26 protein-coding genes are annotated in these 23565 nt (G+C 68.5%); 8 read left to right on the top strand and 18 right to left on the bottom strand.

What is annotated here, in order from left to right; all coding sequences use genetic code 11:
• Positions 1–4: 4 nt before the first annotated feature.
• Genes ACZ54P_RS24840 through ACZ54P_RS24815 form a run of 6 tightly spaced genes read right to left on the bottom strand, consistent with a single transcriptional unit; the run spans position 5 to position 4405 of the window.
• Positions 5–709: an urease accessory protein UreD gene (locus ACZ54P_RS24840; RefSeq protein ID WP_465463948.1), complete on the bottom strand. Its 705-nt coding sequence runs from the start codon at positions 707–709 to the stop codon at positions 5–7.
• Positions 706–1413, bottom strand: a complete 708-nt coding sequence (gene ureG, locus ACZ54P_RS24835; protein WP_465463947.1) for an urease accessory protein UreG — start codon at positions 1411–1413, stop codon at positions 706–708. Before ureG ends, ACZ54P_RS24840 begins: the two co-directional genes overlap by 4 nt.
• Positions 1403–2077 carry an urease accessory protein UreF gene (locus tag ACZ54P_RS24830; RefSeq protein ID WP_465463946.1) on the bottom strand — a complete coding sequence of 225 codons (675 nt, stop codon included), beginning with the start codon at positions 2075–2077 and terminating at the stop codon, positions 1403–1405. Before ACZ54P_RS24830 ends, ureG begins: the two co-directional genes overlap by 11 nt.
• Positions 2077–3798 (bottom strand): urease subunit alpha, encoded by a 1722-nt coding sequence (locus ACZ54P_RS24825; RefSeq protein ID WP_465463945.1) that lies wholly within the window; start codon positions 3796–3798, stop codon positions 2077–2079. The genes ACZ54P_RS24830 and ACZ54P_RS24825 overlap by 1 nt, the downstream gene beginning before the upstream one ends.
• On the bottom strand, positions 3798–4091 hold the full coding sequence (locus ACZ54P_RS24820) for an urease subunit beta (RefSeq protein WP_465463944.1): 294 nt from the start codon (positions 4089–4091) through the stop codon (positions 3798–3800). The genes ACZ54P_RS24825 and ACZ54P_RS24820 overlap by 1 nt, the downstream gene beginning before the upstream one ends.
• Positions 4092–4102: 11 nt before the next feature.
• Entirely contained in the window at positions 4103–4405 is a 303-nt protein-coding gene (locus ACZ54P_RS24815; protein ID WP_465463943.1) for an urease subunit gamma, read from the bottom strand.
• A 291-nt stretch (positions 4406–4696) separates the two neighbouring features.
• On the opposite strand from ACZ54P_RS24815, the gene ACZ54P_RS24810 reads away from it, so the two are divergent.
• Positions 4697–5848: a citrate synthase 2 gene (locus ACZ54P_RS24810; protein ID WP_465463942.1), complete on the top strand. Its 1152-nt coding sequence runs from the start codon at positions 4697–4699 to the stop codon at positions 5846–5848.
• Positions 5849–5902: 54 nt separating this feature from the next.
• On the opposite strand, the gene ACZ54P_RS24805 is transcribed toward ACZ54P_RS24810, so the two are convergent.
• From ACZ54P_RS24805 to ACZ54P_RS24795, 3 genes are read right to left on the bottom strand one after another with little or no spacing between them, the layout of a single operon-like run.
• Complete coding sequence (locus tag ACZ54P_RS24805; RefSeq protein ID WP_465463941.1) at positions 5903–6493, bottom strand: TetR/AcrR family transcriptional regulator; 591 nt, start codon at positions 6491–6493, stop codon at positions 5903–5905.
• 23 nt (positions 6494–6516) lie between these two features.
• The gene (locus tag ACZ54P_RS24800) at positions 6517–8208 is read right to left on the bottom strand and encodes an SDR family oxidoreductase (protein ID WP_465463940.1); all 1692 of its coding nucleotides are present in this window, start codon (positions 8206–8208) and stop codon (positions 6517–6519) included.
• A 36-nt stretch (positions 8209–8244) separates the two neighbouring features.
• Positions 8245–9744, bottom strand: coding sequence for an MFS transporter (locus tag ACZ54P_RS24795; RefSeq protein ID WP_465463939.1), 1500 nt, complete (start codon positions 9742–9744; stop codon positions 8245–8247).
• Positions 9745–9825: 81 nt separating this feature from the next.
• Between ACZ54P_RS24795 and ACZ54P_RS24790 the strand changes: the two genes are divergently transcribed.
• Positions 9826–10425: a TetR/AcrR family transcriptional regulator gene (locus ACZ54P_RS24790; protein WP_465463938.1), complete on the top strand. Its 600-nt coding sequence runs from the start codon at positions 9826–9828 to the stop codon at positions 10423–10425.
• A 46-nt stretch (positions 10426–10471) separates the two neighbouring features.
• Here ACZ54P_RS24790 and ACZ54P_RS24785 read toward each other — a convergent pair whose 3' ends face one another.
• Entirely contained in the window at positions 10472–10648 is a 177-nt protein-coding gene (locus ACZ54P_RS24785) for a hypothetical protein (protein ID WP_465464064.1), read from the bottom strand.
• Complete coding sequence (locus tag ACZ54P_RS24780) at positions 10579–11364, bottom strand: hypothetical protein (RefSeq protein ID WP_465464073.1); 786 nt, start codon at positions 11362–11364, stop codon at positions 10579–10581. The genes ACZ54P_RS24785 and ACZ54P_RS24780 overlap by 70 nt, the downstream gene beginning before the upstream one ends.
• A 263-nt stretch (positions 11365–11627) precedes the next feature.
• Between ACZ54P_RS24780 and ACZ54P_RS24775 the strand changes: the two genes are divergently transcribed.
• Genes ACZ54P_RS24775 through ACZ54P_RS24755 form a run of 5 tightly spaced genes read left to right on the top strand, consistent with a single transcriptional unit; the run spans position 11628 to position 16423 of the window.
• Complete coding sequence (locus ACZ54P_RS24775; protein WP_465463937.1) at positions 11628–12467, top strand: ABC transporter ATP-binding protein; 840 nt, start codon at positions 11628–11630, stop codon at positions 12465–12467.
• Positions 12464–13288, top strand: a complete 825-nt coding sequence (locus tag ACZ54P_RS24770) for an ABC transporter permease (protein ID WP_465463936.1) — start codon at positions 12464–12466, stop codon at positions 13286–13288. The genes ACZ54P_RS24775 and ACZ54P_RS24770 overlap by 4 nt, the downstream gene beginning before the upstream one ends.
• Positions 13285–14445, top strand: coding sequence for a sensor histidine kinase (locus ACZ54P_RS24765; protein WP_465463935.1), 1161 nt, complete (start codon positions 13285–13287; stop codon positions 14443–14445). Before ACZ54P_RS24770 ends, ACZ54P_RS24765 begins: the two co-directional genes overlap by 4 nt.
• Complete coding sequence (locus tag ACZ54P_RS24760; protein ID WP_465463934.1) at positions 14442–15062, top strand: response regulator; 621 nt, start codon at positions 14442–14444, stop codon at positions 15060–15062. Before ACZ54P_RS24765 ends, ACZ54P_RS24760 begins: the two co-directional genes overlap by 4 nt.
• Positions 15063–15076: 14 nt before the next feature.
• On the top strand, positions 15077–16423 hold the full coding sequence (locus tag ACZ54P_RS24755) for a serine hydrolase domain-containing protein (protein ID WP_465463933.1): 1347 nt from the start codon (positions 15077–15079) through the stop codon (positions 16421–16423).
• Here ACZ54P_RS24755 and ACZ54P_RS24750 read toward each other — a convergent pair.
• Together ACZ54P_RS24750 and ACZ54P_RS24745 are read right to left on the bottom strand one after the other, a co-directional pair.
• The gene (locus tag ACZ54P_RS24750) at positions 16420–16929 is read right to left on the bottom strand and encodes a hypothetical protein (RefSeq protein WP_465463932.1); all 510 of its coding nucleotides are present in this window, start codon (positions 16927–16929) and stop codon (positions 16420–16422) included. The genes ACZ54P_RS24755 and ACZ54P_RS24750 overlap by 4 nt on opposite strands.
• Positions 16929–17246 carry a hypothetical protein gene (locus tag ACZ54P_RS24745; RefSeq protein WP_465463931.1) on the bottom strand — a complete coding sequence of 106 codons (318 nt, stop codon included), beginning with the start codon at positions 17244–17246 and terminating at the stop codon, positions 16929–16931. The genes ACZ54P_RS24750 and ACZ54P_RS24745 overlap by 1 nt, the downstream gene beginning before the upstream one ends.
• Positions 17247–17361: 115 nt before the next feature.
• On the opposite strand from ACZ54P_RS24745, the gene serC reads away from it, so the two are divergent.
• The gene (gene serC / locus ACZ54P_RS24740) at positions 17362–18489 is read left to right on the top strand and encodes a phosphoserine transaminase (protein WP_061984594.1); all 1128 of its coding nucleotides are present in this window, start codon (positions 17362–17364) and stop codon (positions 18487–18489) included.
• 52 nt (positions 18490–18541) lie between these two features.
• Here the strand turns inward: serC and ACZ54P_RS24735 are convergent, their stop codons facing one another.
• From ACZ54P_RS24735 to ACZ54P_RS24715, 5 genes are all read right to left on the bottom strand, one after another.
• Positions 18542–19711, bottom strand: a complete 1170-nt coding sequence (locus ACZ54P_RS24735) for a glycosyltransferase 87 family protein (protein WP_465463930.1) — start codon at positions 19709–19711, stop codon at positions 18542–18544.
• A 92-nt stretch (positions 19712–19803) separates the two neighbouring features.
• Entirely contained in the window at positions 19804–21018 is a 1215-nt protein-coding gene (locus tag ACZ54P_RS24730; RefSeq protein ID WP_465463929.1) for an ABC transporter permease, read from the bottom strand.
• Positions 21015–21701 (bottom strand): ABC transporter ATP-binding protein, encoded by a 687-nt coding sequence (locus tag ACZ54P_RS24725; protein ID WP_465463928.1) that lies wholly within the window; start codon positions 21699–21701, stop codon positions 21015–21017. Before ACZ54P_RS24725 ends, ACZ54P_RS24730 begins: the two co-directional genes overlap by 4 nt.
• Entirely contained in the window at positions 21698–22798 is a 1101-nt protein-coding gene (locus ACZ54P_RS24720; protein WP_465463927.1) for a peptidoglycan-binding protein, read from the bottom strand. Before ACZ54P_RS24720 ends, ACZ54P_RS24725 begins: the two co-directional genes overlap by 4 nt.
• Positions 22795–23343 carry a hypothetical protein gene (locus ACZ54P_RS24715; RefSeq protein ID WP_465463926.1) on the bottom strand — a complete coding sequence of 183 codons (549 nt, stop codon included), beginning with the start codon at positions 23341–23343 and terminating at the stop codon, positions 22795–22797. Before ACZ54P_RS24715 ends, ACZ54P_RS24720 begins: the two co-directional genes overlap by 4 nt.
• Between the last annotated feature and the right edge of the window lie 222 nt (positions 23344–23565).

The raw sequence follows: 23565 nt of genomic DNA, 5'->3' as shown, positions 1-23565 counted from the left end.
GCCTTCACGTACCTTCGAACACTTTGAGCGCGGTCACGGCGTCCGGGGCCAGTGACGTCGTCAGGGTGCCGCCCGCGGCGAGCGGCGTGCGGGACCACCAGTCACCGGAAGCCGGGGGCGACTCCGGACCACCGACGACCAGGTCGGTCGCCAGCACCCGCCGCCCGGCCAGATGCGCGAGACTGGAGTCCAAAGTGGAATTGCCGATCTCCAGTGTCTGCCGCAGCACTGGAGCCTCGCCCCGCGTCACGTGTTGCGTGGTCACCAGTGAACCCGGCCGCTCCCCTGCCCGGCCGAGGACGAGCACCTCCCGCGTGTGCAGGTAAGCACCGGCGGCCAGCGACGCTTTGAACACCGCCGAGTGCCGGGCCCGGGCGGTGACGACGGTCGGCTCAGGCAAGTACTCCAGCGATCCGCCGTCGTCCACCTCGATGTCCACGACGGACGAACTTCCCTCGCCGTGCAGCCCGGGGAGCGCGATCGTCGCGGCGACCCCGGAAACCCGTAGCGAAGCGCCGGTGCCGACGCGGATGGTCAGCTTCAACTCGTCACCACCCAAGGGTGACGTCGCCGAGTTGACCAGGTGCACGATCGCCGTCGCACCGGTGCCCCGTTTGGGAAGGAGCGTGAGCGGCGCCATCGAGCGCAGCTCACGCAGGACGGTCCGGCCACCCTCGAAGCGGGCGACCAACCGTGCGTGTGCCTTCACCCCGCGCGGACCGGGAGCAGCGAACGGACCCAGGCGGCGACGTCCGGTGCGTCCGGAGTGTCCACAAGGGACTGAGTGATCACCGGCAGTTCGCCGCGCATCCGGTGCGCGTCCGAGGTCATCACGTCCATGTCCGCACCGACCAGATGCGCGATGTCGATCTTGTTGATGACGAGCAGATCGGCGGTGGTGACGCCCGGCCCGCCCTTGCGCGGCACCTTGTCGCCACCGGCGACGTCGACCACGAAGACCTGGCTGTCGGCGAGCCCACGGCTGAACACCGCCGTCAGATTGTCCCCACCGCTTTCGATGATCACCAGGTCCAGCCCGGGAAAACGCTCCTCCAGGCGCTCGACGGCGTCGAGGTTCGCGGTGATGTCGTCGCGGATCGCGGTGTGCGGGCACGCGCCGGTCTGCACGGCTTCGATCCGCTCCGGATCGAGCACGCCCGCCTTGCGCAGGAAGTCCGCGTCCTCGGTGGTGTAGATGTCGTTGGTGACGACGGCCAGGTTCACCTCGTCGCCGAGTGCCCGGCACAGCGCCGCGGTGAGCGCGGTCTTCCCGCTGCCCACCGGCCCGCCGATGCCGATCCGGTACGCGCGGCCCGCGGTCGGCGCCTGCTCGTAATGGTCGGGTTCCGCCGCCGTCGGGTCGAAGTTGACCGGGTGGACGTGACCGTGTCCGTGGCCATGCTCAACTGGCAAAGAGACGCACCTCTTCCTGGTGATGCCGGGCGTGTGCCTCGGCGAACAGATCGAGCGCCGGGGACCCGGGCGCCGGGAGATCGGCCGGATCGGTTCCCGCGACTTCGGTGGCACGCAGGGAAACTTTCCGGACCTCGGAGGAAAGCCTTGCCACGACGGCGTTGACAGCGAAAGGATCGAGGCCCAGCAGTCGGACGGCCGCGCTCGCCGGTCCGCTGATCGCGAGATAGGCCACCGCCATCGCCGCGTCGAACGGCACCCCGACCAGCGCACCGACGATCACCGGATGATGTGGCCGCGGAGTTTCCTTCAACAGCTGAGAAAGCACCGGAGACGGCCACGCCGCCTTACCCGCCCGCGCCGTCCCTCGCCCTTGCGCGCGGGACGCCTCCCGCTGCGCGAGGGACGGCGTCCGGGCGTCGAGTTCGAGATCGAGCCGTCGCCAGTGTCCATTTCGGACACCCCGAGCGGCGGCGTGCGCCGACGCCGCGGCGAACACGGCGGCGAGCGAACCCGCGGTGCGCAGCCGCCCGGAAAGGAATGGGGGCAGATCACGTTCGTGGGTGATCAGCTTCCGGGCGACGGCTTCTTCCAGGCCGCCCGAATGGACGTGGCCGCCCCCGGGAAACCGGGAGTCGGCGAGGATGAGTGCGGAGAGGTCCATCAGAAGAGGAAGTACCTTTGCGCCATCGGCAGTTCCGTCACCGGCCGGGGTTCGATCAGTTCGCCGTCGACGTGCACGGCGAAACTGTCCGGCTCGACCCGGATGTCGGGCGTCGCGTCGTTGAGCACCATGTCGGCCTTGCCGCGTGAGCGGGTGTTCGAGATCGGCACGAGCTTCCGCGCGATGCCGAACCGTTCGGCGACCCCGCCTTCCAGAGCTTCCGGAGCCACGAAATGGAAACTGCTCGCGGCGGCCACCGAAGGCGCCGCGCCGAACATCGGCCGCGCGAGTACCGGCTGCGGAGTGGGGATGGACGCGTTCGCGTCACCCATGGCCGCCCATGCCGGGAATCCGCCTTTGAGCACGACATGCGGCCGGACACCGAAGAACTTCGGTTCCCACAACACGAGATCCGCGAGTTTACCGACCTCGACCGAGCCGATCTCGCGCTCCATCCCGTGGGCGATCGCGGGATTGATGGTGTATTTGGCGACATAGCGACGAGCGCGGAGGTTGTCGGCCGCGCCGTCGCCCGGCAGTGCTCCACGACGTCGTTTCATCACGTGCGCGGTCTGCCACGTCCGGATGATCACCTCGCCGATCCGGCCCATCGCCTGCGAATCCGAACTCATCATGGAAATCGCGCCGAGGTCGTGCAGCACGTCCTCCGCCGCGATGGTCGTCGGCCGGATCCGGCTCTCGGCGAACGCCAGATCCTCGGGCACGGACGGGTTCAGATGGTGACAGACGACGAGCATGTCGAGGTGCTCGTCGAGGGTGTTGGCGGTGTGCGGACGCGTCGGGTTCGTCGACGACGGAAGGATGTTGGCCAGCCCGGCGACCTGGATGATGTCCGGCGCGTGCCCGCCGCCCGCGCCTTCGGTGTGGTAGGCGTTGATCGACCTTCCCCGGATAGCATCCACAGTGGACTCCAGGAAGCCGGCCTCGTTCAGTGTGTCGGTGTGGATCGCCACCTGGACACCGGATTCGTCGGCGACGGTGAGGCAGGCGTCGATCGCGGCCGGGGTGGTGCCCCAGTCTTCGTGCAGTTTGAATCCGCCCGCGCCCGCCGCGAGTTGTTCGCGCAGCGCGTCGTGGCGGACGGTGTTCCCCTTGCCCAGCAACAGGACGTTGACCGGCTGACCGTCCATCGCCTGCAGCATCCGGCCGAGGTTCCACGCGCCGGGTGTCACGGTGGTCGCCTTGCTGCCTTCGACCGGACCGGTCCCGCCGCCGACGAGCGTGGTCAGCCCGGAGGCGAGCGCGGTGTCGGTCAGCTGCGGGCAGATGAAGTGGACGTGGCAGTCGATCCCGCCCGCGGTGAGAATCTTCCCGTTGCCTGCCAGTACTTCCGTCGACGGGCCGATGACCAGCGCCGGGTCGACGCCGTCCATCGTGTCCGGGTTGCCCGCCTTCCCGATCCCGACGATCCGGCCGTCGCGGACGCCGACGTCGGCCTTGACGATTCCCCAGTGGTCGAGGATCACCGCGCCGGTGATGATCAGGTCCGGCGCGCCTTCGGCCCGGGTCGCCATGCCCTGGCCCATCGATTCGCGGATGACCTTGCCGCCGCCGAACAGCACCTCGTCGCCGCTGCCCGACGGCCCCATGCTGCGGTCCTCGGTGACCTCGATGAGCAGATCGGTGTCCGCGAGGCGGATCCGATCACCGGCCGTCGGGCCGAAGAGTTCGGCGTAGCGCCCGCGATCGATCGACGGCATCAGGACTCCTTGCGCAATCCAGGCACCCGGCGGTTCCCGGCCAGCGGGACGAGGTCGACTTCGCGTTCGACGCCCGGTTCGAACCGCACGGACGTCCCCGCGGGGACGTCGAGACGATGCCCGCGCGCGGCTTCGCGATCGAATTCGAGTCCCGGATTCACCGCCGCGAAATGAAAGTGCGAGCCGACCTGGACGGGCCGGTCGCCGAGGTTCCGCACGAGCAGCCGGACCCGCGGCCTGCCTGGATTCAGCTCGACCGGCTCGGCACCGGTGATGATCTCCCCTGGGCGCACCCGTCCCCCTTTTAGACGATCGGGTCGTGCACGGTGACGAGTTTCGTGCCGTCCGGGAAAGTGGCTTCGACCTGCACCGAATCCACCATTTCCGGCACGCCGCCGAGTACTTGGGCCCGGCCGAGCACCGACCGTCCACTGGCGACCAGTTCGCTCACCGTCCGGCCGTCGCGGGCACCTTCCAGGACGTGGTCGGTGATCAGCGCCACCGCCTCGGGGTAGTTGAGGAGGACCCCGCGTTCCAGTCGTTTGCGAGCGACGTCCGCCGCGACGTGGATGAGCAGTTTGTCCCGCTCCTGGGGGCTCAAGTGCATGACAAAGGTCTATCACCGGAAACCGGGTGGCGCCGGTTCTCGAAACACAGGATTTACCTGCGCACCGGTACACGCAAAGTGAACGGAGCCGTAACTCTTCGCGTACGAAGGCGATTTGCACTGAATCGTTCTCGTAATCGTGACCGAAACCACCACATCTTTCGATTGCCCCGGGCCCCGGCGTGGAGCAAGGTTTGTCCATCCGTGCGATGAGGCGCGCCTTCGCTGCGTGTATCCCGTCCACGCGTGAAACACAAAGCCGGGGAATGCGCATCGAAAGGTTTCACCACAGTGAGTGCCTCCACGATCAGCACCAAACAGCCGTCCGACCAGGTCGACGACGGTTTCCGACCGGGTCTCGAAGGCGTGGTCGCCTTCCGGACCGAAATCGCCGAGCCCGACCGTGACGGTGGCGCGCTGCGCTATCGCGGTGTCGACATCGAGGATCTCGCCGGCAAGGTGACCTTCGGTGACGTCTGGGGCCTTCTCGTCGACGGTCAGTTCGGCCACGGGCTACCGCCCGCCGAGCCGTTCCCGCTGCCGGTGCACACCGGCGACGTCCGGGTCGACGTCCAGGCCGCACTCGCCATGCTCGCCCCCATCTGGGGCTACCGGCCGCTGCTGGACATCAGCGACGAAGAGGCGCGTGACCAGCTGGCCCGCGCGTCCGTGATGGCGCTTTCCTACGTCGCCCAGTCCGCCCGCGGCATCGGACAGCCCGCCGTCCCGCAGACTCGGGTCGACGAAGCGGAGTCGATCACCGAGCGGTTCATGGTCCGCTGGCGCGGCGAACCCGACCCGGCCCACGTCAAGGCCATCGACGCCTACTGGGTCTCGGCCGCCGAGCACGGCCTCAACGCTTCGACCTTCACCGCCCGCGTCATCGCCTCCACCGGCGCCGACGTCGCCGCGGCCCTGTCCGGCGCGATCGGCGCCATGTCGGGCCCGCTGCACGGTGGCGCTCCGGCGCGAGTGCTGCCGATGATCGAAGAGGTCGAGAAGACCGGTGACGCGGTCGGTCTGGTCAAGGGCATCCTGGACCGCAAGGAACGCATGATGGGCTTCGGGCACCGCGTGTACCGCGCCGAGGACCCGCGGGCGCGCGTGCTGCGCCGCACCTGCCAGGAGCTCGGCGCGTCGCGCTACGAGGCGGCCGCGGAGCTGGAGCAGGTCGCGCTGAAGGAACTGCGCGAACGCCGCCCGGATCACCCGATCGAGACCAACGTCGAGTTCTGGGCCGCCGTCATCCTGGACTTCGCCCAGGTGCCGCCGCACATGATGCCGGCGATGTTCAGCTCGGCCCGTACCGCTGGGTGGGCCGCGCACATCCTGGAGCAGAAGAAGACCGGCCGCCTCGTGCGCCCCTCGGCCAAGTACGTCGGTCCGGAACCGCGTCGGCCGGAAGACGTCGAAGGCTGGGGCCTGGTCACGAAGCACTCCTAGTAGCGCGTGCAATGAAGGGGCCTTGCATAGCAAATTTTGCTATGCAAGGCCCCTTCATCGCATCTGCGGGACCGAGGGATCGTGGTTCGCGGTCGTCGCGAGCATGGCCGTGAGTTGATCGACCAGCCAGCCGTCGAGCACTTCCCGGGGCAAGGCGCGTTCCTGCAGCCAGCTCAGCAGCGCCCCCTCGACCACGGCGGTCCAGCAGCGCAAAGTCAGCAGCAGCATAGGCGAGGGATCCGACACACCCAGCGCGTCGAGGATCAGCTCGACGGCGCGGTTGCGGACCTCGTCGATCGCCGCGTCCGTCTCCGACGTAGCGATCACCGACCCACTTCGCAGCAGGGCGACATAGCCGGCGCGGTAGTGGTCGGCGACGTCGATCAGTCCGCGGACCGCGGCACGCAGCCGCGCCTCGGGCGGGCCTTCCTCCAGTCCGGCGAGACCGTCGATGAGCCCTTCGGTGACCGTCTTCAGCGCCTGGACCTGCAGTTCCCGCAGACTCGAGAAGTACCGGTAGAACAACGGCCGCGAGACCTCGGCGCGGGCGATGATGTCGTCGACCGCGACGAGTTCGGGCGCGCGCGAGCCGAACAGGTCCAGCGCGGCGCGGATCAGGTCCTCGCGGCGCGCTTGCGGCGACATCCGGCGAGGACGTTTGGCCGAGGTCACGGGGTGACGTCCAGTTTCGCCGCGGCCCGCAGCAGTCCGGGGGTGAGCCGGGAGAGGACGAGCGCGGCCTTGGCCTCCGGGGTCGACGGCTGGATCGCCTTGTCTTTTTCGACCGCGCGCAGGATGTCGCGCGCGACCTTCTCCGGGCCGAACCCGCGTTTCGCGTACAGCTTGCTGCTCGACTTCTGGCGCCGCTTCTGTTCGATGTCGTCGACCCCCACGAACCGCGTGGTGCTGGTGATGTTGGTGTTCACGATGCCGGGGCAGATCGCGGTGACACCGATGTTCTCGGCGGCGAGTTCCGCGCGCAGGCACACGCTCAACGTCAGCACGGCGGATTTCGTGGTGGCGTAAGCGGAAAGGATCTTCGAGGGCAAGTACGCCGCGGCCGACGCGACGTTGACGATCTGGCCGCCTTCGGCGCGATCCCGCATCTGCTCAGCGAAGACGCGGCAGCCGTGGATGACGCCCCAGAGGTTCACGTCGATGAGGCGTTCCCAGTCCTTGACCGTCGTGTCGAGGAACGGGCCGGACAGGCCGATGCCCGCGTTGTTCACGACGATGTCCGGAACCCCGAACTCTTCTTTCACCCGCTGGGCGAATTTCTCGACCGCATCGGCGTCCGAGGAGTCCACCGTGTATTCGCCGACGCTGACGCCCTTGTCCCGCAGGAGTTTCGCGGTGTCCGCGGCGGCCGAGCCGTTGATGTCGGTGATGATGACGTCGGCGCCCCTGTCCGCGAACGCGAGCGCCGTCGCGCGGCCGATCCCGCTGCCCGCGCCGGTGACCACGACGAGCTTGTGCGCGAACCCGGTCGAGCGAGCCTGCTTGAGCGCGCGGCTCTCCTCGCCGCCTTCGACATGGTCGATCAGCTCGGCCGTGGCCGAAGCGATCACCTCCGGCTTCTCGCGCGGCACCCAGTGCGTGCCGACGATCCGGCGGATCCGCAGGTCCGGAGCCCAGCGCCCGATCTCGGTCTGCAGCGGCGTGGTGACGAACTTGTCGCCGGTGGGCGCGAGCACCTGCACCGGGATCTCGGCCGGGCGCGGCCGCGGGCGGGAGAGCCGGGTGAACATGTTGGCGCGATAGAGGTTGAGGCCGTACAAGCCGTCCGAAGTGGAGGGTTTGGCGGCGGCGGGGTCCAGTCGGCCGATGAGCGCGCCCATCACTCCGGTACGCCATAACAGCTGCGGCACCAGTGGGATCTGGAAGCCGAGAATGTAGGTCGAATGCGCCCCTTGCGCGAGCGCGTTCTTGAGCCGCTTCGGGTTCGGGCGGACCTGTGCGCGGAACCACGCACCGGCGTGATCGAGGCTCGGCCCGGAGATGGACGTGAACGACGCGAGCCGTCCACGCAACCGGTCTCCGGTGACGGCGTGCCAGGTCTGGATGGAGCCCCAGTCGTGCGCGAGCAGGTGAACCTTGCCCTCGGGCTGGACCTCGTCGATGACCGAACCGAGGTCACGGGACAGCTGGTCCAATTTATAGGACGCGCGTCCCGAAGGCTTGTCCGACCGGCCCGCGCCGCGGACGTCGTAGACGACGACCCGGTAGCGGCGTTCGAGCACGGCGGCGACGCCGTCCCACATGGAGCCGCTATCCGGATAGCCGTGGACCAGCACCACGGTGGGCGCGTCGTCGACACCGGTCACCCGGACCGAGAGGCGGACACCGTCGCTGGCCGTCACCCACTTATGAGACATAGTGTCATGTTAGACAACATGTCAATAAGGCTGCTTCTTCAGCACCAAGCGGCCCAGCGACCACACGGTGTCGATCACGAAGACGAAAGTCCAGATCCGGCCGAAGTTGAACAGCCAGTGACCGCTCGAGTTCCAGTACCACTCGGCGGCATGGGGTTCGCCGAAGACCGCCTCGACGGGCCAGCTGTACCCGGCCAACGCCAGTGCCGCTTGCGCAAGCACATAGATCACCGCGTGCGCCGCCCAGTTCCGGAGCGGGTTCGCGCGCTTGTTCGCATCGGCCTTCACCGATTCGGCCGCTTGCGAGCTCTCCTCGACCATGCAGGCGGCCGGTTCTTCCTTTTGTGACGGCGTTTTCGCTGGTTCCACGGGAAACTCCGTGACTCCGACCCGGCGGACCGCGCGACGGACCACCAGCGATCCGAAGAGCAAAAGCGCCGCCGCGCCGAAGCACGCGATACGCCAGCCGGCGTCCGAGCCGTAGAGCTGGCCCGCCAGGAACGTCCCGATCGTCGCTCCGAGTAGTGCCGCGCTCTCGTAGATCCCCATCGCGCGGCCGAGACTGAGCCCCGCCGCCTCGGCGACCACCGCCTGCTCGACCGGGATGGCCGCCGCGAACGCCGCCGCGGACAGGATCCACATGACCGCCAGTACCGCCGGACTGGGCGCGAAGGACAACCCGGCGGCGAAGACCGCGCTAGCCACCATCGCCAGCGAGAGCACCCTGGTCCGGCCGACCTTGCGGACGAAGCCGTGCAGATAGTCCGGCAGGAAGCTGTACACGATGAACCCCGGGATGAACACGGCCGCGATCTCGCCGAGCTTCAGCTGATGTCCGCGTTGCAGGTGCATCAGGAGCAGCAGGGCGACCCCGGCCTCGGCCATCGCGGTCACCGCGACGAGCGCGAGCATCGGGCGCATCCGCTTGCCCAGTTGCAGAAACCGGGGCGCGCCCTCCTCGCGCACCGACGCGGACTTCGCGTTCAGCAGCACCACCGCCGCCACCACGCAGGCCGCAGCGCCGAGCCAGAAGACGCCCCGGTAGTCGATCCAGGCGATCGCGGACAGGGCGACCACGAACGCGATCCACGTGCCGCCGCCCTCGGCCGCGAACAGCTTGCTGAACGCGCCGTCGTCCCCGGCGAGCCCTTCCCCCACGCGGGCTCGCAACGCGACCCAGAACAACGCGCCACCCGCGCCACCGAGAACCGCCGCGAGATAGGCGAGCCCGATGCCCGGCGTTACGGCGTAGACCACAAAGGACAGTCCATAGAGGACAGCACCAGCCGCCGCGATCCGGCCGCGGTCGTACCGGTCCGCGAGCGAGCCCGCGATCGGCCGGACCACGAACGACACCAGCGTCTCCAACGCGGTGAGTGCGCCGACCTCGGCGGCCGACGCGCCCAGCTGGCTCCCCACCCACAACGGCAGGAGGAAATCGAGAACCTCCGCCGGCCCCTTGGTCAACGCGGCCGCGAGCTGATTCTCCTCCGCGCGCCGTTTACGTACTACTTCGTCCACCCCGGCTCCCCCTTGTTCAGATACAAACGTATTCTAAAGATGTCAGCCAGGCAAGGAGTCCTCCGAAAGTAGGATGCGCGAGTGCCGAAGATCGTCGACCGAGCCGAGCGCCGCCGGGAGATCGCCAGTGCCCTCCTGCGCATCGTCGCGCGCGACGGCGTCGAGGCCGTCAGCGTTCGCTCAGTCGCCACGGAAGCAGGCGTCTCCGCGGGTGCGGTGCAGAAGTACTTCTCCACCAAGGAGGAACTGTTCCGCTTCGCCCTCGACTTGACGAGCGAATTCCTGGAACAGCGCTGGAAGACCCTGGACCAGTCCGGGAATCTGCTGGACTTGTTGCTGCGGCTGCTGACCGAGGCGATGCCCCTCGACGAGCCGCGCCGAGCCGAGGTGATCGTGGTCAACGCCTTCACCGCCCGCGCCGCCGTCCTGCCGTCGTGGGCCGAATTCATCCGCACCGGCTACGACGAACTACAGGAGATCACGACGCAGTACATCTCGGAGGCTCAGTCAGCCGGCGATGTCCGCGATGATCTCTCGGCGAGCGACCTGGCCGATGCCGTGCTGGCCCTGACGGACGGCTTCGCGAACCGGATGCTCACGTCCACCGATCCGGCCGCCTTGCTCCCGTCCCTCGAAACCGCCATCCGCACCCTCCTCACCCCCGCCCCCTCCCGCGTTTAGTCCTCTAAATGCGGTAGGTGCGTGTGCAAGTACCGCATTCAGAGGACTAAACGCGGGAGTTGAGGGCCGCCTGCACTCGGCGCACCATCGCCCGCGGATCGGCGTAGAGCTCCTCCTTGGTGATGACGATGAACTCCCAACCCTCCGCCTCGATCAACGCCCTCCGGTACGCGTCGAGACGCGGCTGTTCGCCTTCGAGATGCCACGCACCGTCGTACTCGATGGCGAGTTTGGCCTCACGGATCGCGAGATCGAGCCTGCCGAGAACCGTGTTCCGCGATAGACCTCCACCTGGGGCTCCGCCGCAATGTCGTAGCGCCTCAGCCACACCCTGACCTCCGACTCGGGGATGGATTCAGCCCGCCCATCCGAGAACGCCAAGGCCTCACGGGCCCGGACGATGCCGTTGTCACGACGAGGTGCCAGGTACGCCTCCAGCGTGTCGCGATCGACGAATCCCGCGTGGAGCAGCACATCCAGCAACCCGACGACGCGAGGAAACGACCGGCGGAGCCGGGTGTCGGCGAGGATGTCCAGCGTCATACGGAGCGGGGTGGCGATCAGGCCGTCCCGCCACGGCTCGAAATCCTGGCCGAGAAGCCTGGTCCGGCGGAGACGCGTTCCACTCAGACTGTGGAAGCCCTTCCGCTCGGGCACGACGAACTCGACGGGATCGCTTTCGAGCGAGAACGGGAATCCGCGCACCGTTGCGGCCGAACATCCGGTCAGCACCGCGCCTTCGGGCACGATGAGCATCGCGCCCTTGCACCGCAGTTCGTGATCCGAAGGGATCCCTATCGGGACATAGACGTCCTGGAAGAGCCGGTTGTACGGCCCTGAACGGAGCTGGGCACGGGTGAGGTCTCCTTCGCTGACGGCATGGCTGCCGCGAAAGGGGCCGGAGAACTCGCAGGCTGTGGCGTAGTGGTTTCTTGACACGCTCCGACGATGACATCCGCCACCATCGCCATCCCGCCTCCAAGATCATCTTCTCGGCACCTGTCCACAACGCCCCACGCCTGTGTACAAATCGCATTTCGTCCTCTAAATGCGGTACTTGCACACGCAACTACCGCGTTTAGAGGACGAAATGCAAGGACGACAGAGGCTGGCGGTGACGCCGGTGTCCATCGAACGGTTGACAGCCGGGTTCAGTCCTGCGGACGTCCCGGAGAAAGGGGTCACCGAAGCACGATCAACGGATGAAAGCCGCAGTGAAGGTGCGCGGGTTGCGCAAGGAGTACCCGGGCCATCTGGCCGTCGAAGGCGTCGACCTCGACATCGAGCAGGGCGAGGTGTTCGCACTGCTCGGCCCCAACGGCGCAGGCAAGACGACGACGGTCGAAATCCTCGAGGGACACCGCAAGCGGACCTCCGGCGAGGTCGAGGTCCTCGGCGAGGACCCCGGCAAGGCAGGCCGGGCTTGGCGAGCGAAGCTGGGGATCGTGCTGCAGACGGCCAACGACGCCGCCGAGCTCACCGTCGCCGAGACCATCCGGCACTTCGCCCGTTACTACCCGAATCCCCGCGACACCGACGAAGTCATCGAGAAGGTCGGGCTCGCCGAGAAGGCGGGCGCCCGCGTCAAAAGCCTTTCCGGCGGACAGCGGCGCCGCGTGGACGTCGCGCTGGGGATCATCGGGCGCCCTGAGCTGCTGTTCCTCGACGAGCCGACGACCGGGTTCGATCCCGAAGCCCGGCGCCGGTTCTGGGGGCTGATCCAGAGTCTCGCCAGGGAAGGCACCACGATCCTGCTCACCACCCACTACCTCGACGAGGCCGAGGCACTCGCCGACCGGGTCGCGGTGATCGCGCGCGGCCGGATCGTCGCGGAGGGGACACCGCAGACGCTGGGCGGCCGCGCGACCGCGGAGGCCACCGTCCGCTGGGCCGACGAACACGGCAGTCACCTGGAGCGGACCCACTTTCCGGCGAAGCTCATCCGCGAACTCTCCGCCGACGGCCGCGAGCCCGCCGAGCTGACCGTCCACCGGCCCACCCTCGAAGAGACCTACCTCGGCCTGATCGGAGAAGCCCGATGACCACGCTGACCCACCCGGGCAAACTCCCCGGCACCCTCTCGCTCGGCCTCATCCGGGGCGCCGCCGAACTCCGTCAGTTCTTCCGCATCCGGGAACAGGTGATCTTCACTTTCGCCTTCCCGTCCCTGTTGATGGTCCTGCTCGGCTCGATGCTCGACACCTCGATGCCGGGCATGGCGATCACCACCGGCCAGGTGCTGGCGGCGGGCATGATCGGTTCGGGCATCGTCTCGACGTCGTTCACCAGCATCGGCATCGGGCTCGCCTCCGACCGCGAAGCCGGAACGCTCAAGCGGCTGCGCGGTACGCCGATGCCCGCCGCGTCCTACTTCATCGGCAAGATCATTCTCGTCGGTGTTTCGAGTGTCGCGCAGGTCGTGCTGATGTCGATCGTCGGCGGCCTGCTGTTCGGTCTGGAACTGCCGACCGATCCGGTGAAGCTGCTGACCGCGCTGTGGGTCTTCCTGTTCGGCATCACCAGCTGCACGCTGCTGGGCATCGCGCTCAGCTCGGTGACCAAATCGGTCAGCGGCGCGGTGGCGGTGACCAACCTGATCTACCTCGCGTTGCAGTTCGTCTCCGGGGTGTTCGTCACGCCGATCACCGCCTTGCCGAAGGTTATGGTCACCATCGCCTCCTTCTTCCCGGTGAAGTGGATCTGCCAGGGCTTCCGCTCGGTGTTCCTGCCGGCCGAGGCGGCGACACAGGAGATGGCGGGGACATGGGAACTTCCGATGGTGGCTCTGGTGCTGGGGGCGTGGTGCGTGGCGGGTCTGCTGCTGGCGAAACTGACGTTCCGCTGGTCGAACGAAGGCAAATGAACGCCTGGGAGCGGTTCTTCTGGCTCTGGGAGGTCCTTTTCGGGATCACCTTCGCGGCGACGACGGCCCTGGTACTCCTGGAAGACGGGGCGGCCCCGGACAAAGTGGTCGCGATCCTGTGCCTGACCGGGGTCGGCGTGACCTACCTGGTCCGGGGACGCCGTCTCATCAAAGGCCCGGACTACGAGCACACGCCGTGGCTGTTCGTCGGGGTCACGATGCTTTTCCTGGCGGGCGCCAGCTTCGCCAGTACCACCTCGAGTTTCATCCTGTTCCTCGTCTGCCCGGTGCTGTACATGACGTTGTCGACGAAGACGGCGTCGATCCTCACCACGGCCGCGGTGCTGATGGGCCCGGCGGCCTCGATCGTCCGGGGCGGGCTCGATCAGCCGTCCTTGCGCATCCTGCTGCCGATGACCGCGATCCTGATCGTCTTCAGTCTGCTGGCCGGGCGCTACACGAGCCAGATCATCGACCAGAGCAAGGCCCGCGCCGCGCTGATCGAACAGCTGGAAGCCAGCCAGGCGGAGGTTTCCCGGCTTTCGCGGGAGGCGGGTATGGCCGCCGAGCGCGAGCGGATGGCCCGCGAGATCCACGACACGCTCGCACAGGGCTTCACCAGTATCGTCACGCTCACCCAGGCCATCGAGTCCGAAATGGACACCGATCCGAAGGCGGCCCGGCGTCATCTGGAGCTGGCCGCGCGGACGGCGCGGGAGAACCTGGCGGAGGCGCGGGCGATGGTCGCGGCGCAGATGCCGTCTGCGCTCGCCGCCGCTTCGCTGGAGGAAGCCTTGCGCCGACAGGTCGAGCGGCTGACCGAGGAGGCCGGGATCGAAGCGGCGATAGCGATCGAGGGTCCGTTGCCGCCGCTGCCGATGGCCACCGAAGTCGTCCTGCTACGAGGGGCGCAGGAGGCGTTGAGCAATATCCGAAAACATTCCCGCGCCACCAGGGTTTCGCTTCGTCTGTCCGTTATGGACGGAAGAGTCCGGCTCGGCGTGACCGATGACGGCACGGGGTTCGACCCCGCCGAGCCCACCGGAGGCTTCGGCCTGACGGGGATGCGGACGCGGGCGGATCAGGTCGGTGGCAGGGTGAAGGTCGAGAGCGGACCCGGTGCGGGGACGACGCTGGAACTGGAGGTGCCCGCGTGATCACGATCATGCTGGTCGACGATCACCCGGTGGTGCGAGAAGGCCTGCGCGGCATGCTGGAGGCCGAGCCGGACCTGAGCGTCATCGGTGAAGCGGGCTCTGGCGACGAAGCCGTCGCGCTGAGCCGGATCAAGCAGCCGGACGTGATCCTGATGGACCTGCGCATGCCCGGTCTCGACGGCGTCGGCGCGACCCGGAAGATCCTCGCCGACCGGCCGGGCCAACGGGTCGTCGTGCTCACCACGTACGAGACGGACGCGGACATCCTGCGCGCGGTCGAAGCGGGCGCCTCCGGCTACCTGCTGAAGGACGCCTCGCGCACGGAGCTCGCCGGAGCGATCCGGGCGGCGTCACGCGGCGAGACGGTCTTGGCGCCTTCGGTCGCCGGAAAGCTGGTGAACCGGGTGCGCAACCCGACGTCGTCACCGTTGTCGGCGCGCGAGATCGAGGTCCTGCGGCTGGTCGCGCAGGGCGACACGAACGCCGGCATCGGGCGGGCGCTCCACATCAGCGAGGCGACGGTCAAGACCCACCTGTTGCGGGTGTTCGGGAAACTGGACGTTTCGGACCGGACGGCCGCCGTGACCACCGCCATGCGGCTGGGCCTGCTCGGGTAGGCAGAATGCAGCCCATGCTTGCCACGACCGAACTGGCGCTGCTTCGCCGCCTCGCGCACGAGCAATCCTCGTGCCGCGCCCCTTCCCTCGTCGCCGCCGTCGTCCGCGACGGTGAAATCGCCTGGTCAGGAGCGCGTGGCCGCGTCGACGGCGAGACACCGGACAACGACACGCAGTACCGGCTCGGGTCGATCACGAAGACACTCGTCGCGACGGCCGTCATGCGGCTGCGTGACGAGGGCAAGCTCGACCTCAACGACCCGCTCGAACAGCACCTCCCCGGCACCGCGTTCGGTGCGGCGACCATCGCGCAGCTGCTCTCGCACACCTCGGGCCTGACCGCGGAATCGCCCGGTTCCTGGTGGGAGCGCACGGTGGGCGCCGATTGGAACGCGCTCGTCTCGAGCCTCGAAGACGGCGCGACACGGCACCGTCCCGGCAGCCGGTTCCACTACAGCAACGTCGGTTACGGCGTGCTCGGCGAGTTGGTCGCCCGGCACCGCGGGAAGTCGTGGCTCGACGTCGTCCGCGCCGAGATCCTCGGCCCGCTCGGCATGAACCGGACCACTCCGCACCCCGAAGGCGCGCACGCGAGCGGGTTCGCCGTGCACCCCTTCGCCGACGTCCTGATGCCGGAGCCGTCGCCGGACGCGGGCGCGATGGCCCCCGCCGGCCAGCTGTGGTCGACGGTCACCGACCTCGCCCGCTGGACGGCGTTCCTCGGCGGTCACACCGGCGGTGTGCTGAGCGCAGAGACCGTCGCGGAGATGCGCGAAATGGTCACCGTGGACGACGCCGACACCTGGACGACCGGCTTCGGGCTCGGCGTCATGCTGATCCGCACGCAGGGCAGGCGGCTGGCCGGGCACACCGGGTCGATGCCGGGCTTCCTCGCCTGCTCGCTGATCGACGCCGACGCCGGTATCGGCGCGCTGGTGCTGACGAACTCGACGGCCGGGGTCGGCATCACGCAGCTGTGCCTCGACCTGATGACGTTGACCGAACAGCACGAACCGGCGATGCCCGCGGAATGGCAACCATCCACTGTGGACCCGAAGCTGCTGGAGCTGACCGGGCTGTGGCACTGGGGACCGACGCCGTACCACCTGCGGCTGCTCCCGGGCGGCCTGTTCTCGCTCGCACCGACCGACGGCCCCGGCCGCGCGTCGCGGTTCACCCCGCTCGGTGACGACGTCTGGATCGGCCTCGACGGGTACTACGCCGGCGAAACGCTGAAGGTCGGCCGGGATTCGGCGGGCAAGCCGAACCACCTCGACCTCGTGACGTTCATCTTCTCGCGCACACCGTTCGACCCGGCCGCGCCCATCCCGGGCGGTGTCGACCCCGAAGGCTGGCGCTAACGAAACCGGACGGCGGCGGTCGTGAACTCACGACCGCCGTCACCGCACACCAGGACATCGCCGTAGTGGGCGTCGCCGACGACCCACATCCGGCGGTGCTCGCGCAGCGACTCGGCGAGTTCGTCAGGGCAGTGCTCGATGACGAACTTCGCCGGGTGGCCGTCGAGGACCGCCCAGCCGCGTACGTCGTCCGCGTCCGGCGCCATCGCGGCGGTGACGCGTGTCCAAGGCCCGAACACGACGTCGAAGACGCCTTCATGGCGCTGGATCGTGAAGCGCAGCGCCGTCCGCCACTGGCGGAACCTCGGTGCGGAGATCTCCCCCGGCAAGTCGCCGTACACCCAATGCGGCAGGCCGGGAACGAACACGAGCACGAGCGTCCCCACGAAACCGACCGCCGCGCCGATGACGGTCGTTTCGTCCCAGTCGGCGAAGACCGCGTGGATGACGAACACCAGGGAGTACAGGAACAGGAAGCCCCACCGCGGGCCCCACGGATCGGGCATCAGGCCGCGGGGGTATGCCCGACCGCGGTCCCGACGGCGGCGATGAACTTGCGGGCGATGCGCTTGCCCTCACCCCAGTCGACGAAACCGAACTTCAAGCTCGTCTGGATCGCCAGCCCGGAGCCCTCGGTCGTCCGTTCGACCTTCACGGTCACCGTCTGCCCGTAGCTGAAGAAGCCGAGCTTGGTCGAGAAGGTGACGTAGCCGGCGGCCGCGTCGTAGAACGGGTTCTGACCCTTGACCGCCGTGACCCCGTTCGGAAGGGCCTGCCACAACGCTTCGGGAGGCAGGGGGAAACGCTCGTGCACTGTCGCCATGAGCGGAGAAGCTACCCGCCGGTCGGCGAGCGCGGGAGCGCGTTCCCGATTCCCACATGCCGGACACACGAGACCAACTGTCAGCAGGCCCATCCCGACCTGAGAGACTGGGCACATGACCGACGCACCTGAGTTGACCCTCCCTGCGGACCTCAAGCCGGCCGATGGCCGCTTCGGCTGCGGACCGTCCAAGGTCCGCGACGAGCAGCTGGCCAACCTGGCGAAATCCGGTGCCACCTACCTCGGCACCTCTCACCGCCAGAAGCCGGTGAAGTCCCTCGTCGGCCGCGTGCGTGCGGGTCTGTCCGAATTGTTCTCCCTGCCCGAAGGCTACGAAGTGGTCCTCGGCAACGGCGGGACGACCGCATTCTGGGACGCCGCCGCGTTCGGGCTCGTGCGCGAGCGTGCGCAGCACTTCACCTACGGCGAGTTCTCCTCGAAGTTCGCCACGGTGACCAAGGGCGCCCCGTTCCTCGCCGACCCGATCGTCGTCAAGGCCGACCCGGGCAGCGCGCCCGAGATCGCCTACGAAGCCGGTGCCGACCTGGTCGGCTGGGCCCACAACGAGACTTCCACGGGGGTCGCGGTGCCGGTCCGCCGCCCCGAGGGCAGCGAAGGCGCGCTCGTCGCGATCGACGCCACCTCCGGCGCGGGCGGCCTGCCGGTCAAGGCCGAGGACTTCGACGTCTACTACTTCGCGCCCCAGAAGTCCTTCGCCTCCGACGGTGGCCTCTGGATCGCGCTGGCCTCGCCCGCGGCGGTCGAGCGCATCGGCGAGATCGGCGCGAGCGACCGCTGGATCCCGGAGTTCCTGTCGCTGACCACCGCGCTCGACAACTCCCGCAAGGATCAGACGTACAACACCCCGGCGGTGTCGACGCTGTTCCTGCTGGCCGACCAGATCGAGTGGATGAACTCGAACGGTGGTCTCGAGTGGACGACCGCGCGCACCCGCGACTCGTCGACCCGGCTGTACGAATGGGCCGAGAAGACCAGCTACACGACGCCGTTCGTCAGCGACCCGTCGCTGCGTTCGCAGGTCGTCGGCACCATCGACTTCACCGACGAGGTGGACGCCGCCGCGGTGGCGAAGGTGCTGCGCGCCAACGGGATCGTCGACACCGAGCCGTACCGGAAGCTGGGCCGCAACCAGCTGCGCGTCGGCCTGTTCCCGGCCATCGACCCCGACGACATCACGAAGCTGACCCAGAGCATCGAGTACGTCGTCGAGCGCCTGGGCTGAGCTAGCCGTCCGTGCGCATGTCATGAGGGGTCCCCATAGGACGAAGTTTGTCCTATGGGGACCCCTCATGACACTTCGCGCGCCGGGGGAAGACCGCGGCCAGCACCAGCAGCACAAGGCCGTACAGCACGAAGGATTCCGTCGCCAGCCACCAGCCGAAGTTCCCGGCCGGCCGCGGCGCGAGCCACATCGGCGCGACGACGAACAGCGCCACCGTCACGACGGCGAGCGCGTAGGAAACGATCGATCGCGGCCAGATCAGCAGCACGAGGATCGGCACGCACCAGACCCAGTGGTGCGTCCAGGACACGGGCGAGACCAGTAGCCCGCCGATAGCGCAGGCGGTCAGCGCGAATACCGGTTCCGCGACTCGCGCGATCACGAACGCGGTCAGCGCGACCACCACCAACGCGGCCAGTACCCAGACGACGTCTTCCGCCGAGCCGAGCCCGAACCGCGCGAGCATTCCGCGCAGCGACTGGTTCCCGACATAACCGCGATCGCCGATGCGGCTGGTGTCGAAGAGGATGTTCGTCCAGAACTTCGCCGACGCGCCCGGCGCGATCAGCCACATCAGCAACCCGGCGCCGGCGAATCCGGCGGCGACCCGCGCCGCCGAGCGGAAGTCCTTGCGGAACAAGAAGAACAGGATGAACACGGCCGGGGTCAGCTTGATCGCGGCGGCGACACCGACGAGCAATCCCTTGGTGCGGGCGCGTCCCGGCAGCAGGGCGTCGAGCACGACCATCAGCATCAGCAAGGTGTTGATCTGGCCGAACCCGAGCGTCGAGCGGACCGGCTCCATGAATCCGCCCGCCGCCTGCGCCCCGATCGCCGCCAGTACGGCGATGGCGCGACCGCGGACATCGGCGCGGTCGCTGAGCGAGCCGTTGAGCGTCGCGACGAAGAGGTACACGACGATGCCGCCCGCGACGATCGACGCGAGGCCGACCAGCCTCGTCGCCACCGCGGCGGACAGCAGCGTGCCGGGCAGGAACACGGCTGCCGCGAACGGCGTGTAGGTGAAGGGCAGCCAGCCGCCGTGGGTCTGCACCCAGGTGCCGTACGGGTCGCCCGAGTCGACGAGGAGCCGCGCGCCGCCGATGTAGACCTCGAGGTCCTGGCCGTCGAACACCTTCAGGGTGAACAGAACTGCGACCACGACGACTTCCAGCGCGATCAGCGCCCCCGCGAGCCTTCGCCCCGACAATCCCACCAGCACCTGGCGAGATTACCCACCACTTCCGTGCAAGTAGTCCTCTGGATGCGGTAGTTGGCACCGCGAACTACCGCATCCAGAGGACGAAACGCGTTCTAGGCGAGGGCCTGGGTGGGCGGGAGCCGGGCCGCGCGCATCGCCGGATAGGCACCGGCGACCGCACCGACCAGTGCCGAGACCCCGACACCGCCGAGCAGGGCGCCGACGGGCAGCACCGCCGGCCAGCCCTGGCTCAACGCGTACGCGGAGGTCACCAGCACACCGACCAGTACCCCGGCGATCCCGCCGAAGCCGGACAACAGCACCGACTCGGCCAGGAACTGGCCTCTGACCTGACGTTTCGTCGCGCCGAGCGCACGGCGGAGGCCGATCTCCCGGCGCCGTTCCAGCACCGAGATCACCATCGTGTTGGCGACCCCGACGCCGCCGACCAGCAGCGCCACCCCGCCGAGCCCGAGGAACAGGGCGCTGTAGGTGTTCTCCGTCAGCTTCTGCGCCTCCAGCGCCTCCGACGGACGACGCACCTCGACCTCGTTGGGCGCCTGCGGGTTCATCGTCTGCGCGAGCACCGAGCGGACGTTCTCGACCTGCGAGTCCTTCGCGCGGACGTAGACCGTGCTCGGGTGCCCCTGGAAACCGAGGAGCCGCTTCGCGACGTCCCAGCCGACCAAAGCCGACCGCTCGATCTCGGGCGCGAGCGGCATCGGGCCCAGGATCCCGCCGACGGTGAACCAGTGCCCGTTGATGAACACCTGCGGCGGCTTCGCCTGGTCGATGTGGTCGATCCCGAGCCGCGCGGCGGCGACTGAACCGAGGACGACGACCGGATAGTCGCGGGTGGCGTCCCGGAGGAACTGCCCGGTGCGGACCGCTCCGCCGACGACGTCCAGGAGATCCGGTGTCGCCGCGTAGACGCCGAGGCCGGAGGTCTCGTCCTTGGGAATCTTGTCCGTCCGCCGCACCGTTCCGCCGGTGGTCCCGGTCGCGGACGCCGCCGTCACCGGCGCGATCCGTTTCGCCATCGGCACCGCGCTGTCCGGCAGGGTCGCGTCGCCGCCGAACATCGTCTTGCCCGGCCCGGCCGAGAGCAGATTGGTGCCGAGCGCGGCCAACTGGTCTTGCAACGCCTTCGCGCCCGATGCCGGGATCGCGAGCACCGCCACCATCGCGGCGATCCCGATGCCGATGCCGAGCGCGGACAGCACCGCGCGCATCGGCCGCGTCCGCATCCCGTGCGCGCCGAGGGTCAGCACGTCACGCGGACCGAGCCGGGCCGGATCCGGCGTCTTGTCGAGAACGGGTGCGCTCACACCAGCACCCCCGTTCCGGTGTCGAGCCGGATCCGGCCGTCCCGCAATTCGATCCGCCGCGGGACACCCGCCGCGATCTCCCGGTCGTGCGTGATGATCACGACGGTCGTTCCCTGTGAACTCAACGTGGCGAGCAGGTTGAGGATCGCCGCGCCGTTGCCCGTGTCGAGGTTCCCGGTCGGCTCGTCGGCCAGCAGGATCGACGGCGAGTTGACGACCGCCCGCGCGATCGCCACCCGCTGCCGCTCACCGCCCGAGAGCTCGTTCGGGAAATGGCCCGCCCGGTGCGCGAGGCCGACCCGGTCGAGCGCCGCCAGCGCCCGCTCGTGCCGTTTCCGCCGCGGCACGCCCGCGTACAGCAGTCCCGTCGCGACGTTGTCGACAGCGCTCACTCCCTCACTGAGGAAGAACTGCTGGAACACGAACCCGATCCACCGCGACCGCAACGCGGAAAGCTTGCGGTCCGGCAGTTTCGCGATGTCGTGCCCGCGTAGCTCGATGACACCGCTGGTCGGCCGGTCGAGCGTGCCCATCAGCTGCAGCAACGTCGACTTGCCCGAACCGGACGGCCCGACGATCGCGACCATCTCTCTGTCCTCAATGGACAATGTCACCTCGTGCAGCGCGCGCACCTCGCCGGGATAGGTGCGCGAGGCGTTGCGCACGGCCAGCACCGGGGTCATGACGTCGTCACCACCCGCGTCCCGGCGGCGAGACCGGTTCCGGTGATCTCGACGCGGCCGCCGGAGAACAGTCCGGTCTTCACCGCGACAAGGCGCCGTTTGCCGCCTTCGTCGACCTCGACGGCGTATCCGCCCTCGGCGAGCGCGAGCAGCGCCCCGACCGGGACCGCCAACACTCCACTGTGGACTTCCTTGGTGAAGCGCACCAAGACCGGCGTCGAATCGAGCGACCCCGCCGCGGCCGGGTCGTCCAGTTTGACCTTCACCTTGATCTTCGGCTTGCCGTCGTCCTGTCCGGCGGCATCCTTGCCGGACTCCGCTACCTTCCCGACCTCGGTGACCACACCCGTCGTGGTCTTGCCGCCGGTGATGTCGATCCCGACCTTGTCCCCTTCCTTGGCGATCGCCTGTTTGTCGGCGTCGAGCTTGACCTCGATGACACGCTCGGTGCCGGTGTACTTCAGCAGCTCGCCGCCGCTCGGGCCGCCGAGCTGCGCGGCGACCTGCGAAACCCGGATCTCGCCCGGCGCGAGGACGGCGTCGCCCTGGCCGAACGTTCCGGTCTGCTCGGCACCCAGCGACTTCTGCCATTTCTTGAGCGCGGCGGCCGTGGCCGAAGTGAACTTCTTGTCGGGCGTGCCGAAGCCGCCGAACCCGAGCGCCTTCAGATTCTCTTCCAGCTGCTTGACGTCCGGGCCGTCCGTCGCGCCGTCCGCGAGATCGCGGAAGAACGGCAACGTGCCGTAGAACAGCGGCACCGGTTTCGCGTCGACGCCGTACGCCGCCTTGCCCCGGGAAAGCACCTCGCCCGCGGCCGGAAGGGACGTGATGGTGCCCTGTTTCCGGCCGGAGAGCGAGTTTTCCGCGCCGTAGCCCAGGGTTCCGTTCGCCTCTTCCTCCTCCCGCAGATCGGTCTTCTCGACCTTCGCGGTCTCCACCGGCGGCGGCGCCTGCCCGACCTGCCCTGCTTCCGACGTCACCCTGGTCATCACGACCACCGAGGCCGTCCCGACCACGACGACGAGAGCCGCCGCGACGACGTACCAGCGTGCCCGGCGCGACCGCCGCACGCCGCCGGGTCCTTCGTGTTCGCTCATTTCGCCGGGGCCGCCCTCATGGTCATGCCGAGACCGCAGGCCTTCGCCGCTTCTTCGAACTTCTTGGGGTCACCGGCGTCCATCGTCATGGCGGCGCCCTTGCCGCTGGGATCGGGATCCGGGAAGTCGATGCCGTGCTCGCGCATGCACTTGGCTTCCTTGCGCATCTTGTCGAGCTCTTCCGGCGTGGGCGGCTTGATCTCACCGCCGTTCGGCAACAACTTCCGGCACGCGTCGCTCGCGGCCTTCATCTTGTTCTCGTCGGGCCTGCCTGCGCCCGCCTCGATGGAGATGGTGCCCTGCTCGCCGCCGTTGGTCTGGGGATCCGGCATGTCGATGCCGTGCTCCCGCATGCACTTCGCGAAGTTGCGCATCTTGTCCTCGTCGGACACGTTGTCGGCCTGCTGCTTCCCGTCTCCGGCACCGGCACTCGGCGGAGTCGAGATCGAGGCGACCTTGTCGCCGCCCTCCCCGCCCCCACCGCAGCCGGCCACCAGCGCGAGGACCGCTCCGGCGATCAGTGCCGCCATCGGTCGTTTCCGCATCGCTGCTCCTTCGGTCGTCTTGACGAGCCGATTTCTACGGAGGAAGCGATTCCGGAGCGGTAAGCGAAGTCGCTTATGTCGCGCTTACCGTCCCACTCAGCGGTACAGAGGTCGGATCTTTTTGCCGTCTTTACGGGTGAACCAGCACGCTGGCCGACCGCATTTCGTCCTCTGAATGCGTTCCTTGCGCGTGCAACTACCGCATTTAGAGGACGAAATGCG

The organism is Amycolatopsis sp. NPDC034160 (genome assembly GCF_055575355.1).
Note: the sequence above shows the minus strand (reverse complement) of the source record. Positions and strands in the feature narration are given on the sequence as shown.